The 18,881-nt window shown below is 38.2% G+C and carries 13 protein-coding genes and 2 pseudogenes; 8 read left to right on the top strand and 7 right to left on the bottom strand.

Annotated elements, in window-relative coordinates:
• Positions 1-2,908: pseudogene (locus AACV33_RS17020) on the bottom strand (DUF11 domain-containing protein); the annotation flags it as partial.
• Between the two features lie 328 nt (positions 2,909-3,236).
• Here AACV33_RS17020 and AACV33_RS17015 point away from each other — a divergent pair.
• Positions 3,237-4,037: an EAL domain-containing protein gene (locus AACV33_RS17015; RefSeq protein ID WP_023603961.1), complete on the top strand. Its 801-nt coding sequence runs from the start codon at positions 3,237-3,239 to the stop codon at positions 4,035-4,037.
• A 2-nt stretch (positions 4,038-4,039) separates the two neighbouring features.
• Here AACV33_RS17015 and AACV33_RS17010 read toward each other — a convergent pair whose 3' ends face one another.
• The 3 genes from AACV33_RS17010 to AACV33_RS17000 all read right to left on the bottom strand — a co-directional run bounded on the left by AACV33_RS17010 (position 4,040) and on the right by AACV33_RS17000 (position 7,067).
• A complete protein-coding gene (locus AACV33_RS17010; protein ID WP_182700457.1) occupies positions 4,040-4,912 on the bottom strand; it encodes a DMT family transporter in 873 nt (290 codons plus the stop codon).
• Positions 4,913-5,072: 160 nt separating this feature from the next.
• A complete protein-coding gene (locus tag AACV33_RS17005) occupies positions 5,073-5,681 on the bottom strand; it encodes a bifunctional 4-hydroxy-2-oxoglutarate aldolase/2-dehydro-3-deoxy-phosphogluconate aldolase (RefSeq protein ID WP_023603963.1) in 609 nt (202 codons plus the stop codon).
• 9 nt (positions 5,682-5,690) lie between these two features.
• Complete coding sequence (locus AACV33_RS17000) at positions 5,691-7,067, bottom strand: GntP family permease (RefSeq protein WP_023603964.1); 1,377 nt, start codon at positions 7,065-7,067, stop codon at positions 5,691-5,693.
• Between the two features lie 159 nt (positions 7,068-7,226).
• On the opposite strand from AACV33_RS17000, the gene AACV33_RS16995 reads away from it, so the two are divergent.
• Both AACV33_RS16995 and edd read left to right on the top strand, forming a co-directional pair.
• Entirely contained in the window at positions 7,227-7,754 is a 528-nt protein-coding gene (locus tag AACV33_RS16995; RefSeq protein ID WP_182700456.1) for a gluconokinase, read from the top strand.
• A gap of 10 nt (positions 7,755-7,764) precedes the next feature.
• On the top strand, positions 7,765-9,564 hold the full coding sequence (gene edd, locus AACV33_RS16990) for a phosphogluconate dehydratase (RefSeq protein WP_182700455.1): 1,800 nt from the start codon (positions 7,765-7,767) through the stop codon (positions 9,562-9,564).
• 94 nt (positions 9,565-9,658) lie between these two features.
• Here the strand turns inward: edd and AACV33_RS16985 are convergent, their stop codons facing one another.
• On the bottom strand, positions 9,659-10,672 hold the full coding sequence (locus AACV33_RS16985; RefSeq protein ID WP_023603966.1) for a LacI family DNA-binding transcriptional regulator: 1,014 nt from the start codon (positions 10,670-10,672) through the stop codon (positions 9,659-9,661).
• Positions 10,673-10,951: 279 nt separating this feature from the next.
• Here AACV33_RS16985 and ylqF point away from each other — a divergent pair, with 279 nt between their 5' ends.
• Positions 10,952-11,887 carry a ribosome biogenesis GTPase YlqF gene (gene ylqF, locus AACV33_RS16980; protein WP_017023186.1) on the top strand — a complete coding sequence of 312 codons (936 nt, stop codon included), beginning with the start codon at positions 10,952-10,954 and terminating at the stop codon, positions 11,885-11,887.
• A gap of 77 nt (positions 11,888-11,964) precedes the next feature.
• On the opposite strand, the gene AACV33_RS16975 is transcribed toward ylqF, so the two are convergent.
• On the bottom strand, positions 11,965-12,942 hold the full coding sequence (locus AACV33_RS16975) for a CobW family GTP-binding protein (RefSeq protein ID WP_182700458.1): 978 nt from the start codon (positions 12,940-12,942) through the stop codon (positions 11,965-11,967).
• 225 nt (positions 12,943-13,167) lie between these two features.
• Here AACV33_RS16975 and AACV33_RS16970 point away from each other — a divergent pair, with 225 nt between their 5' ends.
• The 4 genes from AACV33_RS16970 (at position 13,168) to AACV33_RS16955 (ending at position 18,541) form a co-directional block, all read left to right on the top strand.
• The gene (locus tag AACV33_RS16970) at positions 13,168-14,991 is read left to right on the top strand and encodes an ABC transporter ATP-binding protein (protein WP_017023184.1); all 1,824 of its coding nucleotides are present in this window, start codon (positions 13,168-13,170) and stop codon (positions 14,989-14,991) included.
• Between the two features lie 182 nt (positions 14,992-15,173).
• Positions 15,174-16,166 carry a Solitary outer membrane autotransporter beta-barrel domain gene (locus AACV33_RS16965; RefSeq protein WP_026025585.1) on the top strand — a complete coding sequence of 331 codons (993 nt, stop codon included), beginning with the start codon at positions 15,174-15,176 and terminating at the stop codon, positions 16,164-16,166.
• Between the two features lie 219 nt (positions 16,167-16,385).
• Positions 16,386-17,609 (top strand): sodium/glutamate symporter, encoded by a 1,224-nt coding sequence (gene gltS / locus AACV33_RS16960; RefSeq protein ID WP_012551984.1) that lies wholly within the window; start codon positions 16,386-16,388, stop codon positions 17,607-17,609.
• 269 nt (positions 17,610-17,878) lie between these two features.
• Positions 17,879-18,541 carry a DedA family protein gene (locus tag AACV33_RS16955; protein ID WP_023603976.1) on the top strand — a complete coding sequence of 221 codons (663 nt, stop codon included), beginning with the start codon at positions 17,879-17,881 and terminating at the stop codon, positions 18,539-18,541.
• Positions 18,542-18,598: 57 nt separating this feature from the next.
• On the opposite strand, the pseudogene AACV33_RS16950 reads toward AACV33_RS16955, so the two are convergent.
• A pseudogene (locus tag AACV33_RS16950) lies at positions 18,599-18,881 on the bottom strand (NADP-dependent phosphogluconate dehydrogenase); the annotation flags it as partial.

Here is an 18,881-nt window from a genome sequence, read left to right as displayed (position 1 = left end):
CAATTGTCCAACCAGAGTTAAATACTCCCATTCCATCAATATCATCAAAAACATCTACATCGTTAGCAAACCCTGCGCCTTTATTAAATACATAAATATTAAAAACAACTTCTTTACCAATTTCAAAATTATCGTTACTGGTTGTTTTTGTGACAAAAACATCAGGATCTTTAGGTATAACCCATACATTATCAGAATCAGAACTTCCATTATCTGAAGTAGTTACCGTGGCTATATTATTAAAACGCCCCCAAACAATTTTATTTTCATCGGAGCGATCAATACTCGCAATTATTGTATAAATAATCTGGACGTTGGGTGGGATTTGAGCTATTGCGTCTAAATCTTTATCATTGGCAACAACACCTCCATCAGCTGCAGCTAGTAAATTAGCCTGCTCTTGGGCTGAAAGTCCTGATGGATCTATGATTGTTTTTTCACTGATTATATTCCAACTCGTAAATACCACCATTGGTGTATTATCTGGCTCTAACATATCAGCTTGAATGGTTGATATTGTATCCTTAACGTTTATATTCGTTGCGTAACCATTTGATTTATCATTTTTCACTATAAGCTGGTAAGTAACTGTCCTTTCTGGTTTAGAGTAATACGTTTGTTCTCTACTAAATGAGGTCGCAGCATCTACTTTGGCAAATTTTTCAATTGAAACTGCAAAATCTTTAGGCACAGATGCTCTGTCAGCAATTATTCTCTCATCAATAGTAACGAGGTTATTAATTTCACCGTTAGCTGTTGGTATCGTTCTCGCTCTTATCGTGTAAGTTATTATTGTTTTTGGTTCAATGGTTGCTTTCACATCTAAAATCGTTGGCGAGGTAATGACTCCTGAAAACCCTGTATCTGTTGAACTTGCGGCGGTACCATCAATATGTTTCGCGCTGGCCGTGATGCTCCAAGAGGAATAAGCCGGCACACTATGACCATAAATATCCGTTACCATTATTGATGCTAGATCATCTATTACCGATATTTGATCCGCGAAACCATCACCATTATTAGTGACTTTAATAGTATAAGTTAATCGTTGCCCTGAAGAATAATAGTAATCATCGACATCCTTGGTAACTGACAAGCTGTCATCTGGCATTTGAACCCCAGTTCCCGTCTCTGAAATATCATCATTACAAGTCAGATTATTATCAATAATCGGTCCGATACTGGTGTCACTAACTGTCGCGGTTAATTTATAATGTACTTGTTTACCAGGCGCAATATCAGGTGATATGGTTAAATCACCAGTTTGGGTTGCGCCATAGTTGAAGTCACCTGCATCAGTACCTTCTGAATCAAATCCATTGACTATATTTAACTTCCACGAACTAAAGGCGCTGCCGTTACCTACACCTCCTGCTTGTTCTGTTTGAATACAAGATAATTTATCAACAATAATCAGATTGTTCGCAAAATATTTGTTCGACGTATTATCAACCGTAATGTCATAAACAACTTCTCCTCCAGGAATATATTCACTTTGAGTTGTTGTTTTTGATATTTTAATTTCAGGGTCGTTTAGGTTTAAAACATATTCAGGATCAATTACTCCAGAAATTGTATTAATTGGATCGGCTAAAGAACCATCATTTTTAAGTACTCTTGCCGTTAAATTTTCTATTTCACCGATAGTAACAGGGGTTAATTTAGCCGTAATTAAATAACTAATCTCTTCGTCTGGATATACAGAAACCGTATCATCAAAGATTTGATTCGCCACTTCTCCACTTGTATTTAACGCCGAGATGGATTTATTTCCTATCGACGTAACTTTGCTCGTCCAAGAAATATAAGGGTTAGATCTCACATCTGAGCTATCGTATCGAGCTTGATCTAAATCGTTGCCTAAATCAGAAATCAGAGCGTTAATATTATGTTGAACCACATAATCGCTAACAATGCCTGAACCAGTATTTTTAACTGTTAACTCAATTCTCATTTCATTGTTTACAAGATAACTATTGGTGCTTTCAAATTCATGTAATGTGATATCTAACTCCCCAATAGCTGGAGGCGTTATTAATTCATTACTATTTACGCTTCCGTCTTTAGTCAGCGCCGCCGCAGAAGTGACAATGTCACTGATAAGACTGTCTGAAACAACGGTTTGAATGGTATAAGTTATATTGCCACCGATATCTATTGTGGCCTCAGTTACCGCTAAATCACCAGAAGGTAAAAATAAGCCAGCATTAGTTTCAACCCCGCTCGTTGTAGCATTAATAACAACACTAGAAAAATTAGGAATAACCATTCCACTTATCGATTCACCAGTCAGAGATGAAAACAATTGATGAATAGAAAGATTTTGAACTTTGTAACTACCAATATTTTCCACTTTTAATGTATAGGTCAACGTATTATTAATAATGTAATTTGTTTTATTAACAGATAAATCAAGAGTGTACGTATAAGGTGCAGGCGTTACGGTAATTGGAGGGGTATTCACCGTTTCTGTTGGCGTAGTCACTGTTGCGATAACCGAAATATCACCCGTTATTATATTTGAGGTTAATGCTTTAATTGTGTAAGTTAACACCCCTCCACTTCTTAATCTCGCATTACTAACGTTTAAATCCCCAGCAGAATTATAATCACCTTCGTTAGATAAAAAAGTAGACGTTCCTAAAATAGAAGTTGACTCGAAAGCATTTTCAGTCCCTGATGTTACGGACATAAAATTAGATTGAACTGATATATCATTAATTGTGTTCGGGCTAATATTTGTTACCGTAATTTGATACGTAACATTCGTATTATTCTCATAGACCGTTTCATCGGAAGTAATATCAATAGTAATATCAGCAGCAGAAACATAACTGCTACTAAAAATACTGACTACTAATACAAATAAGTTAAACATCAGAGATGATAAATGAGAAAATCGTTTCATTATAAAAAATTTGTCCACTCTATATTATGAATAATCATGATGTCTCTCAATGAAACATCATGAAATCTAAACCACTCTTCAGCTTAGTTGATAAAATCAAGCAGTTGTAGGCAGTATGTAATTAATAACATATAGAAATGCTAAATCATTGTTTAATGAATCCATTTCTATATGGATATTAAACTGTATAAAAATAATTAATTAATCATAGAAATAAGCTACTTACAGAACATTCATTCTGTGATTCATCTCGTAAATAACAAACCATAACTTGATAAGCAAGGGTGATTAATATATCAATAACAGATGCTATTTTATGGAGTAAAGCATGTTATTAGTCACTCAGGAGCAATTTGAAGGGTATTTATTTTTGGACGAGGATGGTTCATTCTATTCAAAATATGAAGGCTATTTATTGCAAAGCGTATTTCAGCCTATTTTTAATGTTAACCAACAAGCGATTGGTTATGAAGCTTTATTACGTATTTATGATGTAAACATGCTCTCTATAAGACCTGATTTATTTTTTAAGGACACCACTAAAACTATCGAGCAAAAACTAAACATCGAACGCCTTAGTCGTATTATTCATATTCGTAATTTTGCCCTCTTCTCCCAAAGCAATAGCTTACTTTTTCTTAATATACTGCCCGAATCAGCAATCCATTTTCATGCTGATAAGATACCAAACATGAACACCTCTTTACTTGAATATCGAATTAAACATTTAGGACTTTCCCCACAACAAGTCACTCTTGAGTTACTCGAGTTTCATTATAATGATGAAGAAAAATTACGTTCCGCAATAGAAAACATAAAATCGCACGGATTTAATGTCGCTATTGACGACTTTGGTTCAGAAGCTTCTTGTGAGCATCGAGTTTCTCTTTTAAAACCAAGTATTTTAAAAATCGACCGAACGCTTTTGATACAATATGAGGAAGGAAATACATTACCCTTGTTGTCTGCTATCCAACTCGCCAAAAAAGAGAATGCATTAATTGTGATTGAAGGCGTAGAAACACTAGCCCAATACACACAGATGAAAACCTTGAACATTGATTATTTTCAAGGTTTTCATTTGGGCAAGCCTCTGCCACTACAGCAGCAAACACATAAAGCCGCATAGCCTCAAAGACGGAATTTTGGTCTAACCTGACTAAAGCGGTAGAAAAATAAAGACAGCAATAACAATACACATCCGAGGATTTTATTAAGAGGCATCGATTCATTATATACCCATACACTTAACATCATTGTCCAAATAGGTTCAAGTAACATCAATATAGCGGCATTCGTTGGGTTGACTAACTTTTGACCTACAGTTTGCATTAAGTAACGTAAACTTGTAGCAAGTAAGACACTTAATAATACCCACTTCCAGGTAATTAAACTTACCTCTTCCGGCCAGGTTTCCAAGAAAAACGACAAGACTACGCCCAAGCAACCAACAGTAAATAGCTGTAATGTAGTGAGTAATATCGTCGGTAAACTGGCCGAATATTTACTGTTAAAATTAAAGTGCGTAGCAAGCCCAACAGCGGCGGCAATAAACCAAAGTTGACTCGTTGCAATATTCCATCCATCACTCCATGACAGTAGAAACAAACCAACAAATGCAATCGGTAATGAATACCAAAATGCACGTGGTGGTTTAGAACCAAACAATGGCCACGCCAATAAAGGAACAAACAGCATGGAGAGGCTCATTATAAACGCGCCCTCACCTAACGTATCGCTGATAGAGATAGCGTAGATCCAACAAAAAATGGAACCCGCAAGTAATACTCCCACCCCCATTGAACGAAAACAATCTTGTCCATCGGCTTTTTTTAGTGCACTAAAGCAAAAAGGTAAAAGGCATAATGAAGCGAATATAAAACGAATACCAATAAAACCAAACGGAGGTAATCCTTGAATCGCTTCTTTTGAAAAAACCCAACCAGCAGCGGCTAAAAAGGTGGTGATGATTAAGATCGGTTCAGGTCGAAATTTCATAAACATAAAAACACTTAATGAACAATAGAAAAGAAATAGAGGATGGGTGCATTACAACTCATCAAATAATGAATATACATTCAAATAAATATTTAATCATTATTTGATAGCGGACAGATGGAACAAAACTCACGATAAAATGTATCGTGAGTTTTAGCATTATTACTTATAGAGATTTAATTAATTCGGCAATACTATCCCAATCACCCTTATCCATTAAATCTGTCGGTACCATCCATGTACCACCGCAAGCAACAACCGATTTAATATCCAAATAATCATTTACATTACTTGGGCTCACTCCGCCAGTAGGCATAAAGTTAACAGGATAAACCGCTGTTAATGCTTTTAGCATTGGAATGCCACCAGATGGTTCTGCTGGGAAGAATTTTAATGTCTTTAGTCCCATTTCCATTGCTTGCTCGACTAAGCTTGGATTATTTACTCCAGGGATGATCGGCATATTACGTTGTTGACAATATTTTACCGTTGTTGGATTGAACCCAGGGCTCACAACAAAATCAACGCCGGCTTCAATTGCTTGATCAACTTGTGCCGCGGTTAATACTGTACCTGCGCCAATCAACATATCAGGATACGTTTCACGCATTAAACGAATTGATTCAACTGCGGCTTCTGTTCTAAACGTCACTTCAGCACAAGGTAATCCATTTTCCATAAGCACTTTAGCTAATGGCAAGGCTTGTTCTGCACTGTTAATCGCAATAACTGGGACAATTTTTATTTCTTTCAATCGTTGTTCAATAGTTTTCATTTTTTAACCTTATAAGATAACGCTTAGGACAGCCACAATCGCAAATGCAATCGTTCCAAGTAATGTTTCCATTACTGTCCATGTTTTAAGTGTTGTTTTCTCATCCATATCAAGCAAACGAGAAACCAACCAGAAACCTGAATCATTAAAGTGAGACAACACCGTTGCACCACCAGCAATCGCGATGACAATGAAACATAAGTCAAATTCACTTAAACCCGCCGTTTGAGCAACAATAGGTGCAATAAGAGCTGCCGTTGTCGTAAGAGCAACAGTTGCAGAGCCTTGAGCTACTCGTAAACAAGTAGATATTAAAAATGCAGCAAGAATAATTGGCATTCCTGTGTCAGATAAAACACCCGCAAGCGCCTCACCAATACCACTTGCACGTAGAACCCCACCAAACATACCACCAGCGCCAGTGACTAAAATAACAGCACAGATTGGAGCTAAAGAATCACCGCATAATTTCTCTAATTGCTTCATTCCATAATCTTTAGCAAATACTGCCAAACAAGTAAGTAAAGTAATAAGCAGTGCTACCGGGGTTTTACCTAGCATACGCAAGAATTCAACTAATGGCGCTTTACCATCAATAACACCAGCAACGGCAAGCGTGCTTAATCCGGTATCCATAAAAATAAGCAATACTGGCATCACTAGAATCGCAAGTACTGTCGTAAATTTAGGTAATTTATCTTCATCTATAATAACGTCTGATCCGAATATTCCTTTCGACAATGGAATATTGAATTTTTTACCTGCGTATAGACCAAATAAGTACGCCCCAAAATACCATGTTGGAATCGCAACAAGAATACCAACCATTAATAGTAAGCCAAGATCCGCGCCCAATAATTCAGATGCAGCAACAGGACCAGGATGAGGGGGCACAAACGCATGCATAACCGCGAATGCACCCGCAGAAGGCAATGCGTATTTTATTGGTGAATCATCAAAGCGTTTGGCAACACTAAAGATGATAGGCATCATTACGATTAAGCCTGCATCAAAGAAAATTGGAAAACCAAACAGTAAAGAGGCAACCCCTAACGCCAGTGGCGCTTTATCTTCACCAAAACGATTAATCAGTGTATCTGCCAGCACTTTCGCCCCGCCAGTCACCTCTAATATTTTACCAATCATCGCCCCAAGACCAACAAGCAGAGCTACAGAAGCAAGAGTGCCACCAAAACCAGACATCATTGTTGGTACAACATTATCAACAGAAACACCCGCTGCCAGAGCGGTACCTAAGCTAACTAATGTCAATGCTGCGAACGCATGAATTCTTAACTTCATTATTAATATTAGCAACGCGATAATTGAACATACCGCGATTGATAACAAGTAAACAGGATCACTACTTTGACTAATCAATTCCATTTTATCCACCTAAATATTGTATTTATTATTGGTTATTTTTAGTTTACAGCCCTAAGAGTTACGGGTAACATGTTACCCGTAACTTACATAATATAAAGTTAAATTTATCAGTATCTATCAAAAATGAGATCTCGCTCAGATTACTAAACAGGAGTCAGTATGAGTGGTAACAGCATTATAGTAATGGGTGTGTGTGCAAGTGGTAAAAGTACGATTGGCGAAAAAATAGCACAGCACCTTGGCGCAAAATTTATTGACGGCGATGACCTACATCCAAAAGCTAACATACAAAAAATGTCACGTGGCGAGCCACTTAATGACGATGATCGTAAGCCTTGGTTAGAGCGTATCCGTGACGCTGCATTCAGTTTAGAAAGTAAGAATGAACAAGGCATTATTGTGTGTTCAGCGTTGAAAAAAAGTTACCGAGATCAAATCCGCGATGGAAACCAAAATGTAACCTTCCTTTTTCTTGATGGCAGTTTTGATCTGATCATGAGTCGAATGACCGCACGTAAGGGCCATTTTATGAAATCTAATATGGTAGAAAGCCAATTTAATACATTAGAGCGCCCTGATAATGAAGATCAAGTAGCCGTTGTCGATATAGACACTGACATTGATATCATCGTTAAGCATTCTATTGTGGCGCTAAATGATCTAAAAGAAGAAAAAACAACAGCATAAAGGTAGCACTATGATTCATAAAACGATTATTTCGGTAACTCAACGAATTACAGAGCGTAGCCAAACCCTTCGCGCTGCTTTCATGAAAAAAACAGAAGAACAAAAACTAAGTGGGAAAGGAAAAGTGTCACTCTCTTGCGGTAATTTAGCTCACGCCGTTGCCGCGTCTTGTTCTACTGAAAAAGCAAACATTCTGAATTTAACAAGCATGAATTTAGCGATCATTACCGCTTATAACGACATGCTTAGCGCACACCAAGTTTACAAAACTTACCCTGACCAAATTAAACAAATCTTGGCGCAGTATGGACACACAGCTCAAATAGCAGGAGGTGTCCCTGCTATGTGTGACGGTGTAACACAAGGACAAGCAGGCATGGATATGTCTCTTTTCTCTCGTGATTTAATTGCACAAGCAACGGCATTCTCATTAAGCCATAACATGTTTGATGGCACGTTATTACTCGGTATTTGTGACAAAATAGCACCTGGACAGGTCATGGGCGCATTAACGTATGCTCATTTACCTACCGCTTTTATACCTGCGGGCCCTATGTCTACCGGCGTCACTAATGATGAGAAAGTAGATGTTCGTCAAAAATATGCAGCAGGTAAAATCGGACGTGATGCTTTATTAGAAATGGAATGCGGTTCTTATCATTCCCCGGGGACTTGTACATTTTATGGTACAGCAAATACAAATCAACTCGTTTTTGAAGCGATGGGATTAATGCTTCCCGGCTCCGCTTTTGTTGCTCCTCATACCGAATTACGTGACGCATTAACAGAACACGCAACAATACGTATTGCATCAATGACCGCTGATTCATCAAATTATCGCCCTCTTTGTGATGTCATTACAGAAAAAAGCGTTGTTAATGGTGTCGTTGCTTTACTCGCATCTGGTGGCAGTACAAACCACACTATTCATCTTGTGGCGATGGCTCGCGCGGCGGGCATTCATCTTACATGGCAAGATTTCAGCGATTTATCGGATATTGTTCCACTGCTTGTTAATGTTTATCCAAATGGTTCCGCTGATATTAATGAATTTGAACGTGCTGGTGGCGTACCAATGCTAATGAAGCGTTTGAATGAAAATGGATTACTAAATACCGATGCACTGCCCGCTTTTGGTGATTTTTCTGACTACATGAAACGTCCAAGCTTAATTAATAATAAGCTAGAATGGCATGACTGTGGAGAAACAACCAATCCTGCGGTCATCGCCTCATCAGGTTCTGTATTCCAACGTTCTGGTGGCATCAAAATGCTATCAGGAAACCTTGGTAAATCTGTTATCAAAGTTTCTGCCGTTGCTGAACAACATCGCATTATTGAAGCCCCAGCGAAAATATTTCATTGCCAGCATGAGGTCGAAGCCGCCTATAAACGTGGCGAACTAAATCAAGATTGTATCGTAGTTGTCCGTTTCAATGGCCCAGCAGCGAATGGGATGCCAGAGCTTCACAAACTGATGCCAATTTTAGGTAATATTCAAAAATCAGGTTACCAAGTTGCCTTAGTGACTGACGGTCGCCTTTCTGGTGCATCAGGGAAAATCCCAGCAGCAATTCACATGTCTCCAGAAGCTCTTCGTGGTGGTGCAATCAGCTTAATTCAAGAAGGTGATATTATCCGCCTAGATGCAACGCAAGGTACCGTTAATAATCTTTCAGATACGAGCCTTAGAGCAATTGAGCACTGTGATACAGAACTAAGCCAGCAAACATGGGGAAGAGACATTTTTAAAGTATTCAGAGATAACGTCTCTGGTGCTGATGAAGGCGCCTCATTCTTGTATAGCTAAATGAGTCTCTAAATAAAAAACACCAATAAATAAAAGAGGGCTTATTCATAATAAGCCCTCTTTCATATCTATGATTATCTTACGTTGTCATTGATTACAGACTATCACCTTCGGTCAATGAAAAGCCCATATCGACCACTTTCTGTTCTTGTCTTTTATTCGCTAAAGCATCTAATAATAATTCTGCACTTTTTTTTCCAATGTCAAAACGAGGCGTATCAACACTAACCAGTCTTGGCGAGATAGCTTGACCAATATCTAACGCATTATAACCTACAATACTGATGTCATTAGGAACCGAAATACCTCTATGCGCACATTCCATCATTGCACCAATAGCGATATCATCATTAGTACAAAAGATACCATCAAGCTCAGGCATAAGCTCAAGCCCTTCAATTAACAAGGCTCCACCTAACGTAAAACTTGAATGTTCATCAGTCAAAATATGACGAGCAAGCAAACCCGCTTCGATCATTGCTTTATCATACCCTTGTCGGCGCAGCTTGGTTCGAGTATCTAAACGAGCCCCAAAATACATAATATGACGTTTGCCACTGGCTATCATTTGGGTCACTACATGGTATGCAGCCTCCATATGATCCAACCCTACCGCCATGTCTATTGGGTTTTCTGGTAATTCCATCGTTTCAACAACAGGAACGCCTGCGGACTTAAGCATTTGACGAGTTCTATCGGTGTGTTTCGTTTCTGTTAAGATTAAACCATCCACTTGATATGAAAGTAGAAATGCAATTTGTTCCTCTTCTTCTAATTCATCATAATTACAATGCGCAATCAGTGTTTGATAACCACGTTCTTTCGTTACTTGTTCAATACCTTGAACTAAATTGGCAAAAACTTGGTTAGATAAAGATGGGAGAAGAATGCCAATTGCTTTACTGGAAGATTTAGATAACATTGCTGGAGCGCGGTTTTGAATATAGCCAAGCTCATTAATCATCGCAGATATTTTTTCGCGCGTTTTTTCTGCGACCGAATTCGGATCACGAATAAACCTAGAAACCGTCATTTTTGTCACGCCAACACGGTCAGCGATGTCTTGTAATGTCGGTCGCGTTTTACGTTGTGTATGTAAATTACTCATAAAACTCTCAATCAATGTTACTTGTAACAAGTAAACCAGTTGTATGTCATCATTTCAATAACTTACTAATAATTTAAGTCATTAATTGCGACACTTACAGAAATATAAGTAACGTTTGATTAACCAGCCACCTTATTTTTACCATTTTTTATTTTCAAGGTTATTACTTAATCAAATTAGCGTCATTACAACAACAAAACCACCACACAGCGTAACTTCCCTTTACTCTTGCTACTTTGCCGTTAAAATAGCGTTTTTGATTTTTAAAGGATTCACGCTATGTCCATCCAATGGTATCCGGGTCACATGCACAAAGCTCAAAAAGAGATCGCCGAGGTGATCCCTAAAATGGATGTGATCATTGAAGTACTTGATGCTCGTATCCCTTTCAGTAGTGAGAATCCAATGATCGCCTCTCTACGTCAAGATAAGCCTTGTATTAAAGTATTGAACAAGCGTGATTTAGCCGATCCAGAAGTGACTAAACTTTGGATTGAACATCTTGAGAAAGAGCAAGGTGTCACAGCAATGGCAGTGACAACCAGTAATCCCGATGAAATCCATAAAATTATGGAAAGATGCCGTAAATTAGTTCCGCACCGTGAAGCGATGGGAAAAAACGTTCGTACCATGATTATGGGTATTCCGAATGTGGGTAAATCAACCATCATAAATACACTAGCAGGACGAATGATTGCGGTAACCGGCAACCAACCAGCAGTAACGCGTCGTCAACAACGTATTAATTTGCAAAATGGGGTTGTTCTTTCTGATACTCCTGGGATTTTATGGCCTAAAGTAGAAAACCCACACAGTGGTTTCCGTCTTGCTGCTACAGGTGCTGTTAAAGATACAGCAATGGATTACGATGAAGTTGCTTTCTATACGGTTGAGTATTTGGCAAAACAGTACCCAGAGCGTTTAAAAGAGCGTTATAACTTGGATGAATTACCTGATAACGATGTAGAACTAATGGAAGCCATTGGTCGTAGCCGTGGTTGTTTACAAGCTGGTGGACGAATTAATATCTATAAAGCGTCTGAAATTCTACTTCATGAACTTCGCTCGGGTACATTAGGCCAATTAACCCTAGAACTTCCTGAAATGATCCCTGCTGAACTTGAAGCAGTTGAAATTGCAGCAGCGCTTAAAGTTGAACAACAAATTAAGAAAAAAGAAGAACGTCGTAAGCGTTACTTAAAAAACAAGCGTTAATTCTTTTAAATCCAATAAAAAAGAGACCAATCATAGGTCTCTTTTTTTGTGCATTTATATTAATAAAAACAACATTTTTACTTTTTATCGTTAATCAATAAACTCAGTAATACTTCTTCTAACGTGTCCCAAGGCAATAATTGAGTATCAATCACTTCTAATTTTGATTCCATACCATCAAGACTTAACTGATTCACTGATACCACACGATTTGCCACATTAAAGGCATAAAAGCCTTTGTTCGTATTCATTACCGCTTTAATTCGCTCAGCATTCAAATCCGACAACATCGAAAATAGCTCATCAAAATCAAATACCGATTCCGCACCAAAGAACCAACCACAGCTAACATAGCCTTGACCCTGATTTTCTTTACGAAGAAATTTTTGCCCAGGTTCCAGTATCATTTCCACAATATCTTGCTCTGCATGATGGTGATGATGCTCTTCTATCGTCAATTCAACCGTTCTGTCTTCATCTAACCAGTGCAAAGGCAGTTCACCATGATTGATCGTCGCGGTCTTTGGTTGGTGAGGTAACGATTTTGCCCATGAAGAAAATAAACATTTATCGTAGTCTGAAGCCATGTCCATTTTCGTTGCCACGATCACATCAGAGATACCGAGTTGGTCATTAAAATTTTGATTACTGGTGTACTTCTCATCCGATAAATTTCGAGGATCTACAAGCCCGATGGTTGATTTTAAATCAATGTACTTTTCATAGTTTTCAGATTGGAGAATCGCAATGATCTTTTTAGGATGGCCTAAGCCTGTTGGCTCAATGATTAAACGATCTGGTTTTTGACGCAATAGCGCATTAATTCCAACAGACATAGGTAAACCAGCAGTACAGCACATACAACCGCCAGGCACTTCTTTTATTAATGCCCCTGCTTCAGATAAGAAAGCACCATCAATACCCACCTCACCAAATTCATTGACTAAAACAGCCCAAGATTCTCCTTCAGGTTTGTTCTTCAATAACTGCAAGATAGTGGTTGTTTTCCCTACCCCTAAGAAACCGGTGATAATATTTGTTGGGATCTTTTTCATTGGTTTAACCATCATAATTTGTATTTCTTTTATCATACCTCTCTCACATCCCTTGCGACCACTTATTTATCTAAACACGTTGATTTAATTTACAAAATTGATTACATAAATACGCTATTTAGGTTATGTTAACGGCATGTAGAAATCAAAATCTGCACACGTATTCCTGATTTAATTATTCATTAAATTAAACAAACAATTTCTTTATAATTATAGGCTTAAAGTATGTTTAAATTCTTTGAGCGGATCACTACCGCTTTCCCAGAACAAGAACCAGAACAACCACCAAAAGGGTTGTATGCTTTTTGTCGCCATTACACCAAAGGGTTCGGAGTTCCTTTAATCGGCATGTCAGTACTTAGTGCTATCATCGCCATGGTTGAAGTGTCTCTTTTTGGGTTTATGGGGCAATTAGTTGATTGGCTATCCACTCATAACAGAGACACCTTTTTAGCACAGGAAGGACAAACCTTAATGTGGTTAGGTATTCTTGTTGTTATTGGGATGCCAATTTTAATCTTGATTCATTCATTAATTACACATCAAACGTTATTGGGTAATTATCCAATGGCTATTCGCTGGCAAGCGCATCGATACCTTTTAAAACAAAGTGTTTCTTTTTATTCAGATGATTTTGCTGGTCGTATTGCAACAAAGGTCATGCAAACCTCATTATCGGTCCGTGAAACCGTAATGAAGCTACTTGATGTGCTTATCTATATTTCTGTTTATTTTACCTCCATGATTGTGATGGTAGGAAAGGCAGATTGGCGTCTTATGCTGCCTATGCTTATTTGGCTTGCGGCATACATTGCGATTCAGTTTTACTTTGTCCCGAGAATGAAAGCTGTTTCAGAGAAGCAGGCCGATGCTCGTTCTACAATGACAGGACGCATTGTTGACAGTTACACCAACATCAATACGATCAAATTGTTCAGTCATAGTAAGCGCGAAACTGAATACGCGAAAGAAGGCATGGACGATTTCTTAGTGACTGTTCATAAACAAATGCGCTTAGCTACTGGCATTAATATCTCTGTAGAGATCATTAACTACTTATTAGTCTTCTCAATTACCGCGGTTTCTATCATGCTGTGGATTGATAATGAACTATCTGTTGGTGCTATCGCGATTGCGATCAGTTTAGCGTTACGTATCAATGGTATGTCTCATTGGATCATGTGGGAAATAAGCTCCCTATTTGAAAACCTAGGCACAGTGACTGATGGAATGAATACCTTATCCAAACCAATTACCATCAATGATAAACCTGACGCTACAGAGCTTTCTGTTAAGCATGGAAATATTCAATTTAAGAATGTTAACTTCCATTATGGCGAGAACAAGGGAGTCATCAATAATCTAAACCTTGATATCAAACCAGGAGAGAAAATAGGGTTGGTGGGACGTTCTGGTGCGGGTAAATCAACATTAGTGAACTTGCTACTTCGTTTCCATGATATTGAATCAGGGTCTATCTCTATTGATGGCCATGATATTCGCGATGTTTCTCAAGATTCACTACGTAGTCAGATAGGCATGGTGAGCCAAGATACTTCCCTACTTCATCGCTCTATTCGTGACAATATCAAATATGGTCGTCCTGATGCGTCTGATGAAGAGTTGTTTGCAGCAACCAGACAAGCACAAGCTCATGAGTTTATAGAAACCTTAACGGATTCTTATGGCAGTACTGGCTATGATGCACAAGTTGGTGAACGAGGTGTGAAACTCTCTGGTGGTCAACGCCAACGAGTTGCTATATCTCGCGTGTTGTTAAAAGATGCCCCTCTATTGATTTTAGATGAGGCAACCTCTGCACTTGATTCTGAAGTAGAATCTGCTATTCAAGACAGCCTAGATGAATTAATGGAAGGAAAAACCGTTATTGCTATTGCTCATCGTCTATCAACGATTGCCGCAATGGATCGCTTAATTGTCATGGACCAAGGTCAAGTTGTTGAGCAAGGAACTCATAAAGAACTCGTTGAGTTCGGCGGTATTTATGCCCAATTATGGACCCATCAAACTGGTGGTTTTATAAAATAAGCAATAGGTTATAAATACGTCACCTTAAAGCACGCTACTTTACGCAAATGTAATGGCGTGCTTTTTTATTTATACATTGTCTTATCAGTTTTAGGAAAATAGGGAATAACACTCTGATTTTTAGTGGAATAAAGCATTATTTTAGACTAAATTATAGAGATGATTTTTTAAAGGGTACACGAATGACGCGAGGCCTATTTTCTTTACTTATTGCTTTTCTGTTTATTCAAACAATAAATAAAGCCTCAGCTCGTGAATTCACGCCTGCACAACAGTTTGAAGAGTCTTTTGCCACGGCTCTTGTTCTCTCCGACAGCAACATGATCACCTTTGGGATTGCAGATTTTAATCCCAATCGATATATTTCTAAAGATGAAAATCCAGATAACGGATTAGGAAGTTCAGACTCCGTTCAATTACGAAATCAAATGACGGTTTATTCGTTGCCGTACACCTTCACATTAAATGATGATGCAGATTCTTTATGGTCTCATGAGATAACGGTAAGAGCCTCTTACGTCAATACGGACATTGATGTCAAGTTTCAAAATAAAGCGATCCCTGATTCAGATGTTGATGAAGTGTTCGGACTGTATTCCGAATACGCTCAAAATTATATTTTTGCAGAAAATTGGACCATCTCATTTGGTACTGCACTACACTTGATGCATTACCGTAATTCACACAGCTACAATAGTGTGTACAGTCAAAAGTTTTCTCCCGCTTTAGATGGTATCTTTTATAACGTATCCACGAATGTATTTATGATTGAACCTAAAATGAGCTTCGAATATAAAAAAGTCGCGCCATGGGGAGAATGGCGTTTTAACAACAGTTATCATTATGCTAACGGACAAGGTTTTGGTGGTTCATCAAACTACAGCTCAGAGGTTCATCCTGAGGTGTGGCGTTTTGTAAATAGCGTACAATTACGTTACAACATGACCAGATGGAACCAGTTTGCTCAAGTATTGTACCTAAAAGCCAAACGTGTTGATCTTGGCGGCGATGTAAATAAGCCACTCGGAACCGATTATTACTATGAGTTCAATATTGCATGGTTAATCGATACGCGTAAATGGATCGATTTAGTAGATAATGTAGGCATTGGGTTTACTTTTAATGTCGGGAGTGCTCTTCGTGGTGGCAGTATTGTTCTTTTTTATGATGAATAATCAAGTATATACACCTAATTTCATCAGCCCTTAACAGTATTCTTATATTTTTTACATTAAGGCAACCCAAACCACAGCAAAAAAGTGCTACTATCCGCTCCTGAAATTAAACAATATCAATCCAGTAAGTGAATTTAAATACATAAATTTTTAATTTATTCTCGTACTTTCGTATTACTAGGACAGCCTATTGGTTTGATATTTGAACTTCGAGGTACTATGACAAACACTCTATCTATCGGCGCACTAGAATCTTTTTTAATTGCCATCGCCGTACTTTTTCTAGGCCATCTAATCAACTCTAAAGTTGTGTTTTTTAAGAAATACAACATTCCAGAACCCATTGTTGGCGGATTAATCGTCGCTTTTGCTATTACCGCTTTGCATTTTCAAGGGATTAATCTTGAGTTTTCATTGCCGCTACAAAGTACATTCATGTTGATGTTCTTCAGTACTGTCGGTTTAGCAGCGAACTATACACAACTGATAAAAGGCGGAACAAAGGTATTCTTATTCCTTGCTGTTGCCTCTTTCTATATCATTATTCAAAATGCAGTTGGTGTTAGCTTAGCAAGTGCTATGGGCTTAAATCCATTAATGGGTCTTATTGCTGGTTCGATCACGTTATCTGGTGGTCACGGTACGGGGGCTGCTTGGTCCCAAACGTTTGCTGAAACTTATCATCTAAACACGCTAGAGCTAGCAATGGCATCTGCGACCTTTGGTTTGGTCATGGGTGGCTTAATCGGTAGCCCGATTGCACAAAAATTGATTCATAAACATAAATTAGAATCAGAATATGGCACCGGTGTGGATACCCATACCCGCTTTCCTGAACTCGTCACTTACAATGAACGAGAAGAAGAAAAAGTGACCGCAAAAAAAGTGACCGAAACCTTATTCATTCTACTCATTTGTGTTGTAGGTGCCGGCCATTTAAGTGATTTTGTAGGCAGCTTTGATATTGCTTGGCTTAAAATCCCTGATTTTGTTTACGCTTTATTTATTGGTGTTTTCATCACTAATATTACTGAAGTAACAAAAATCCATAAGATTGATACTGAAACCGTTGATATCCTAGGAACTGTTTCGTTGGCTCTGTTCTTAGCAATGGCATTAATGAGTTTAAAATTGTGGAACATCTTTGATCTTGCGATTCCACTTCTTATTATTTTATCAGTTCAAACCGTTGTTCTTGCTTTCTTCTCTTACTTTGTCACTTTCAGAGTCATGGGGTCAAACTATGACGCCGCTGTTATGGCTGGTGGCCATTGTGGCTTTGGATTAGGAGCAACACCAACAGCGGTTATGAATATGGGATCATTAGTGTCTCGATTCGGCCCTTCCCCTCAAGCCTTTATGGTGGTTCCAATTGTTGGCGCTTTCTTTATTGATATAGTGAACTTAATTATTCTACAAACTTACATTAGCTTTATTGGTTAAGTTACAACGTAATTAAAATATTCGCACTATAATGTGCTTACAAGAAAGGCTGAATGATTTTCTCATTCAGCCTTTTTATTTATTACTCAGCCCCCCCTCTTTACTTTCATATCGAGCAGAATAAATCCTCCTCTTAATCATAACTCAAATTAGATATATGAACTTTTTATGACAGTGAAAATTTATAGTGACTTTATCAACCACTTACCTTACTCTCGATCTTTCTTACCCAACAAGCTAACTACTTGAATTTCGTCTGGAGAATGGCGATGTTTGATTCATTTCTTTCTATTTTAACCGCCCTTTGGCAACAAGATTTTGCAATACTACAAAATCCAAGTAGTGCTGCAATGATTTACTTCTGCCTTATTTTATTCATTTGGCTAGAAAGCGCATTTATCCCTGCAGCCCCACTCCCTTGTGATAGTGTCGTCATCCTTGCAGGATCTCTTGCTGCAGCAAATGTAATTAGCTACCCTGTCATCGTCACTGGACTTATCATGGCAGCAGCCATTGGCAGTCAATTGGCTTTTATTCAAGGTCGTTGGTTGCATAAGTTTCCAATGATTCAAACATGGATAAACGCAGTGCCAAAAAACCGACTACAAACCGTTGATAATTTATTATCAAAACACGGATTATTAGCATTATTTGTTGCGCGCTTTATTCCGGTTGTTCGCCCTCTGCTTCCATTAATGATGGGCTTACGAATGAAGCAAGTACGACGCTTTCATTATTTTGCGTGGATTAGTGCCATCATTTGGATTTTACTGCTAACAGGCTTTGGATATTCATTATCTTTCTTACCTGAACGCATTTCAAAAATCGTAACAATGGTATTAATGGCCGCACCAGTAATTACTCTCGCTCTTGCTATCGGCAGTTTTTTAAGTAGCTATTTTATTAAAAAATACCGAAAACGCCTCTATTAAAAAAAAGCCCTTAACTCATCACAAGTTAAGGGCTTTTTCATTTATACATAATACAGACTAAGAGTTATAAGTTGTTGACGAAACATCGCCACCTTTACCAGTCCAATTAGTATGGAAGAACTCGCCTCTTGGTTTATCTAAGCGTTCATAAGTATGAGCACCAAAATAATCACGCTGTGCTTGCAGCAAGTTAGCTGGTAAGCGGGCTGTTGTATAGCCATCTAAGAACGTTAATGCCGATGTCATACAAGGCATTGGGATTCCCACTTCCATGGATTTAGAAGCAACTTTACGCCATGCAGTTAGGCTGTTTTCTAAAATAGTCTTAAAGTAAACATCT

This window comes from Aliivibrio sp. SR45-2 (genome assembly GCF_963890165.1).
Lineage (GTDB): Bacteria > Pseudomonadota > Gammaproteobacteria > Enterobacterales > Vibrionaceae > Aliivibrio > Aliivibrio salmonicida.
The sequence above is the reverse complement of the archived record's forward strand: the minus strand, read 5'-3'. Positions and strand labels throughout refer to the sequence as shown.

Excerpts from the sequence above, each read along its gene's own strand:
- AACV33_RS16955 (WP_023603976.1), top strand. The coding sequence starts at position 17,879 with ATGTTTGATTCATTTCTTTCTATTTTAACCGCCCTTTGGCAACAAGAT.
- AACV33_RS16985 (WP_023603966.1), bottom strand. The coding sequence starts at position 10,672 with ATGAGTAATTTACATACACAACGTAAAACGCGACCGACATTACAAGAC.
- AACV33_RS16995 (WP_182700456.1), top strand. The coding sequence starts at position 7,227 with ATGAGTGGTAACAGCATTATAGTAATGGGTGTGTGTGCAAGTGGTAAA.
- gltS (WP_012551984.1), top strand. The coding sequence starts at position 16,386 with ATGACAAACACTCTATCTATCGGCGCACTAGAATCTTTTTTAATTGCC.
- AACV33_RS16965 (WP_026025585.1), top strand. The coding sequence starts at position 15,174 with ATGACGCGAGGCCTATTTTCTTTACTTATTGCTTTTCTGTTTATTCAA.
- AACV33_RS17005 (WP_023603963.1), bottom strand. The coding sequence starts at position 5,681 with ATGAAAACTATTGAACAACGATTGAAAGAAATAAAAATTGTCCCAGTT.
- AACV33_RS16970 (WP_017023184.1), top strand. The coding sequence starts at position 13,168 with ATGTTTAAATTCTTTGAGCGGATCACTACCGCTTTCCCAGAACAAGAA.
- AACV33_RS17010 (WP_182700457.1), bottom strand. The coding sequence starts at position 4,912 with ATGTTTATGAAATTTCGACCTGAACCGATCTTAATCATCACCACCTTT.
- AACV33_RS17015 (WP_023603961.1), top strand. The coding sequence starts at position 3,237 with ATGTTATTAGTCACTCAGGAGCAATTTGAAGGGTATTTATTTTTGGAC.
- AACV33_RS16975 (WP_182700458.1), bottom strand. The coding sequence starts at position 12,942 with ATGAAAAAGATCCCAACAAATATTATCACCGGTTTCTTAGGGGTAGGG.
- edd (WP_182700455.1), top strand. The coding sequence starts at position 7,765 with ATGATTCATAAAACGATTATTTCGGTAACTCAACGAATTACAGAGCGT.
- AACV33_RS17000 (WP_023603964.1), bottom strand. The coding sequence starts at position 7,067 with ATGGAATTGATTAGTCAAAGTAGTGATCCTGTTTACTTGTTATCAATC.
- ylqF (WP_017023186.1), top strand. The coding sequence starts at position 10,952 with ATGTCCATCCAATGGTATCCGGGTCACATGCACAAAGCTCAAAAAGAG.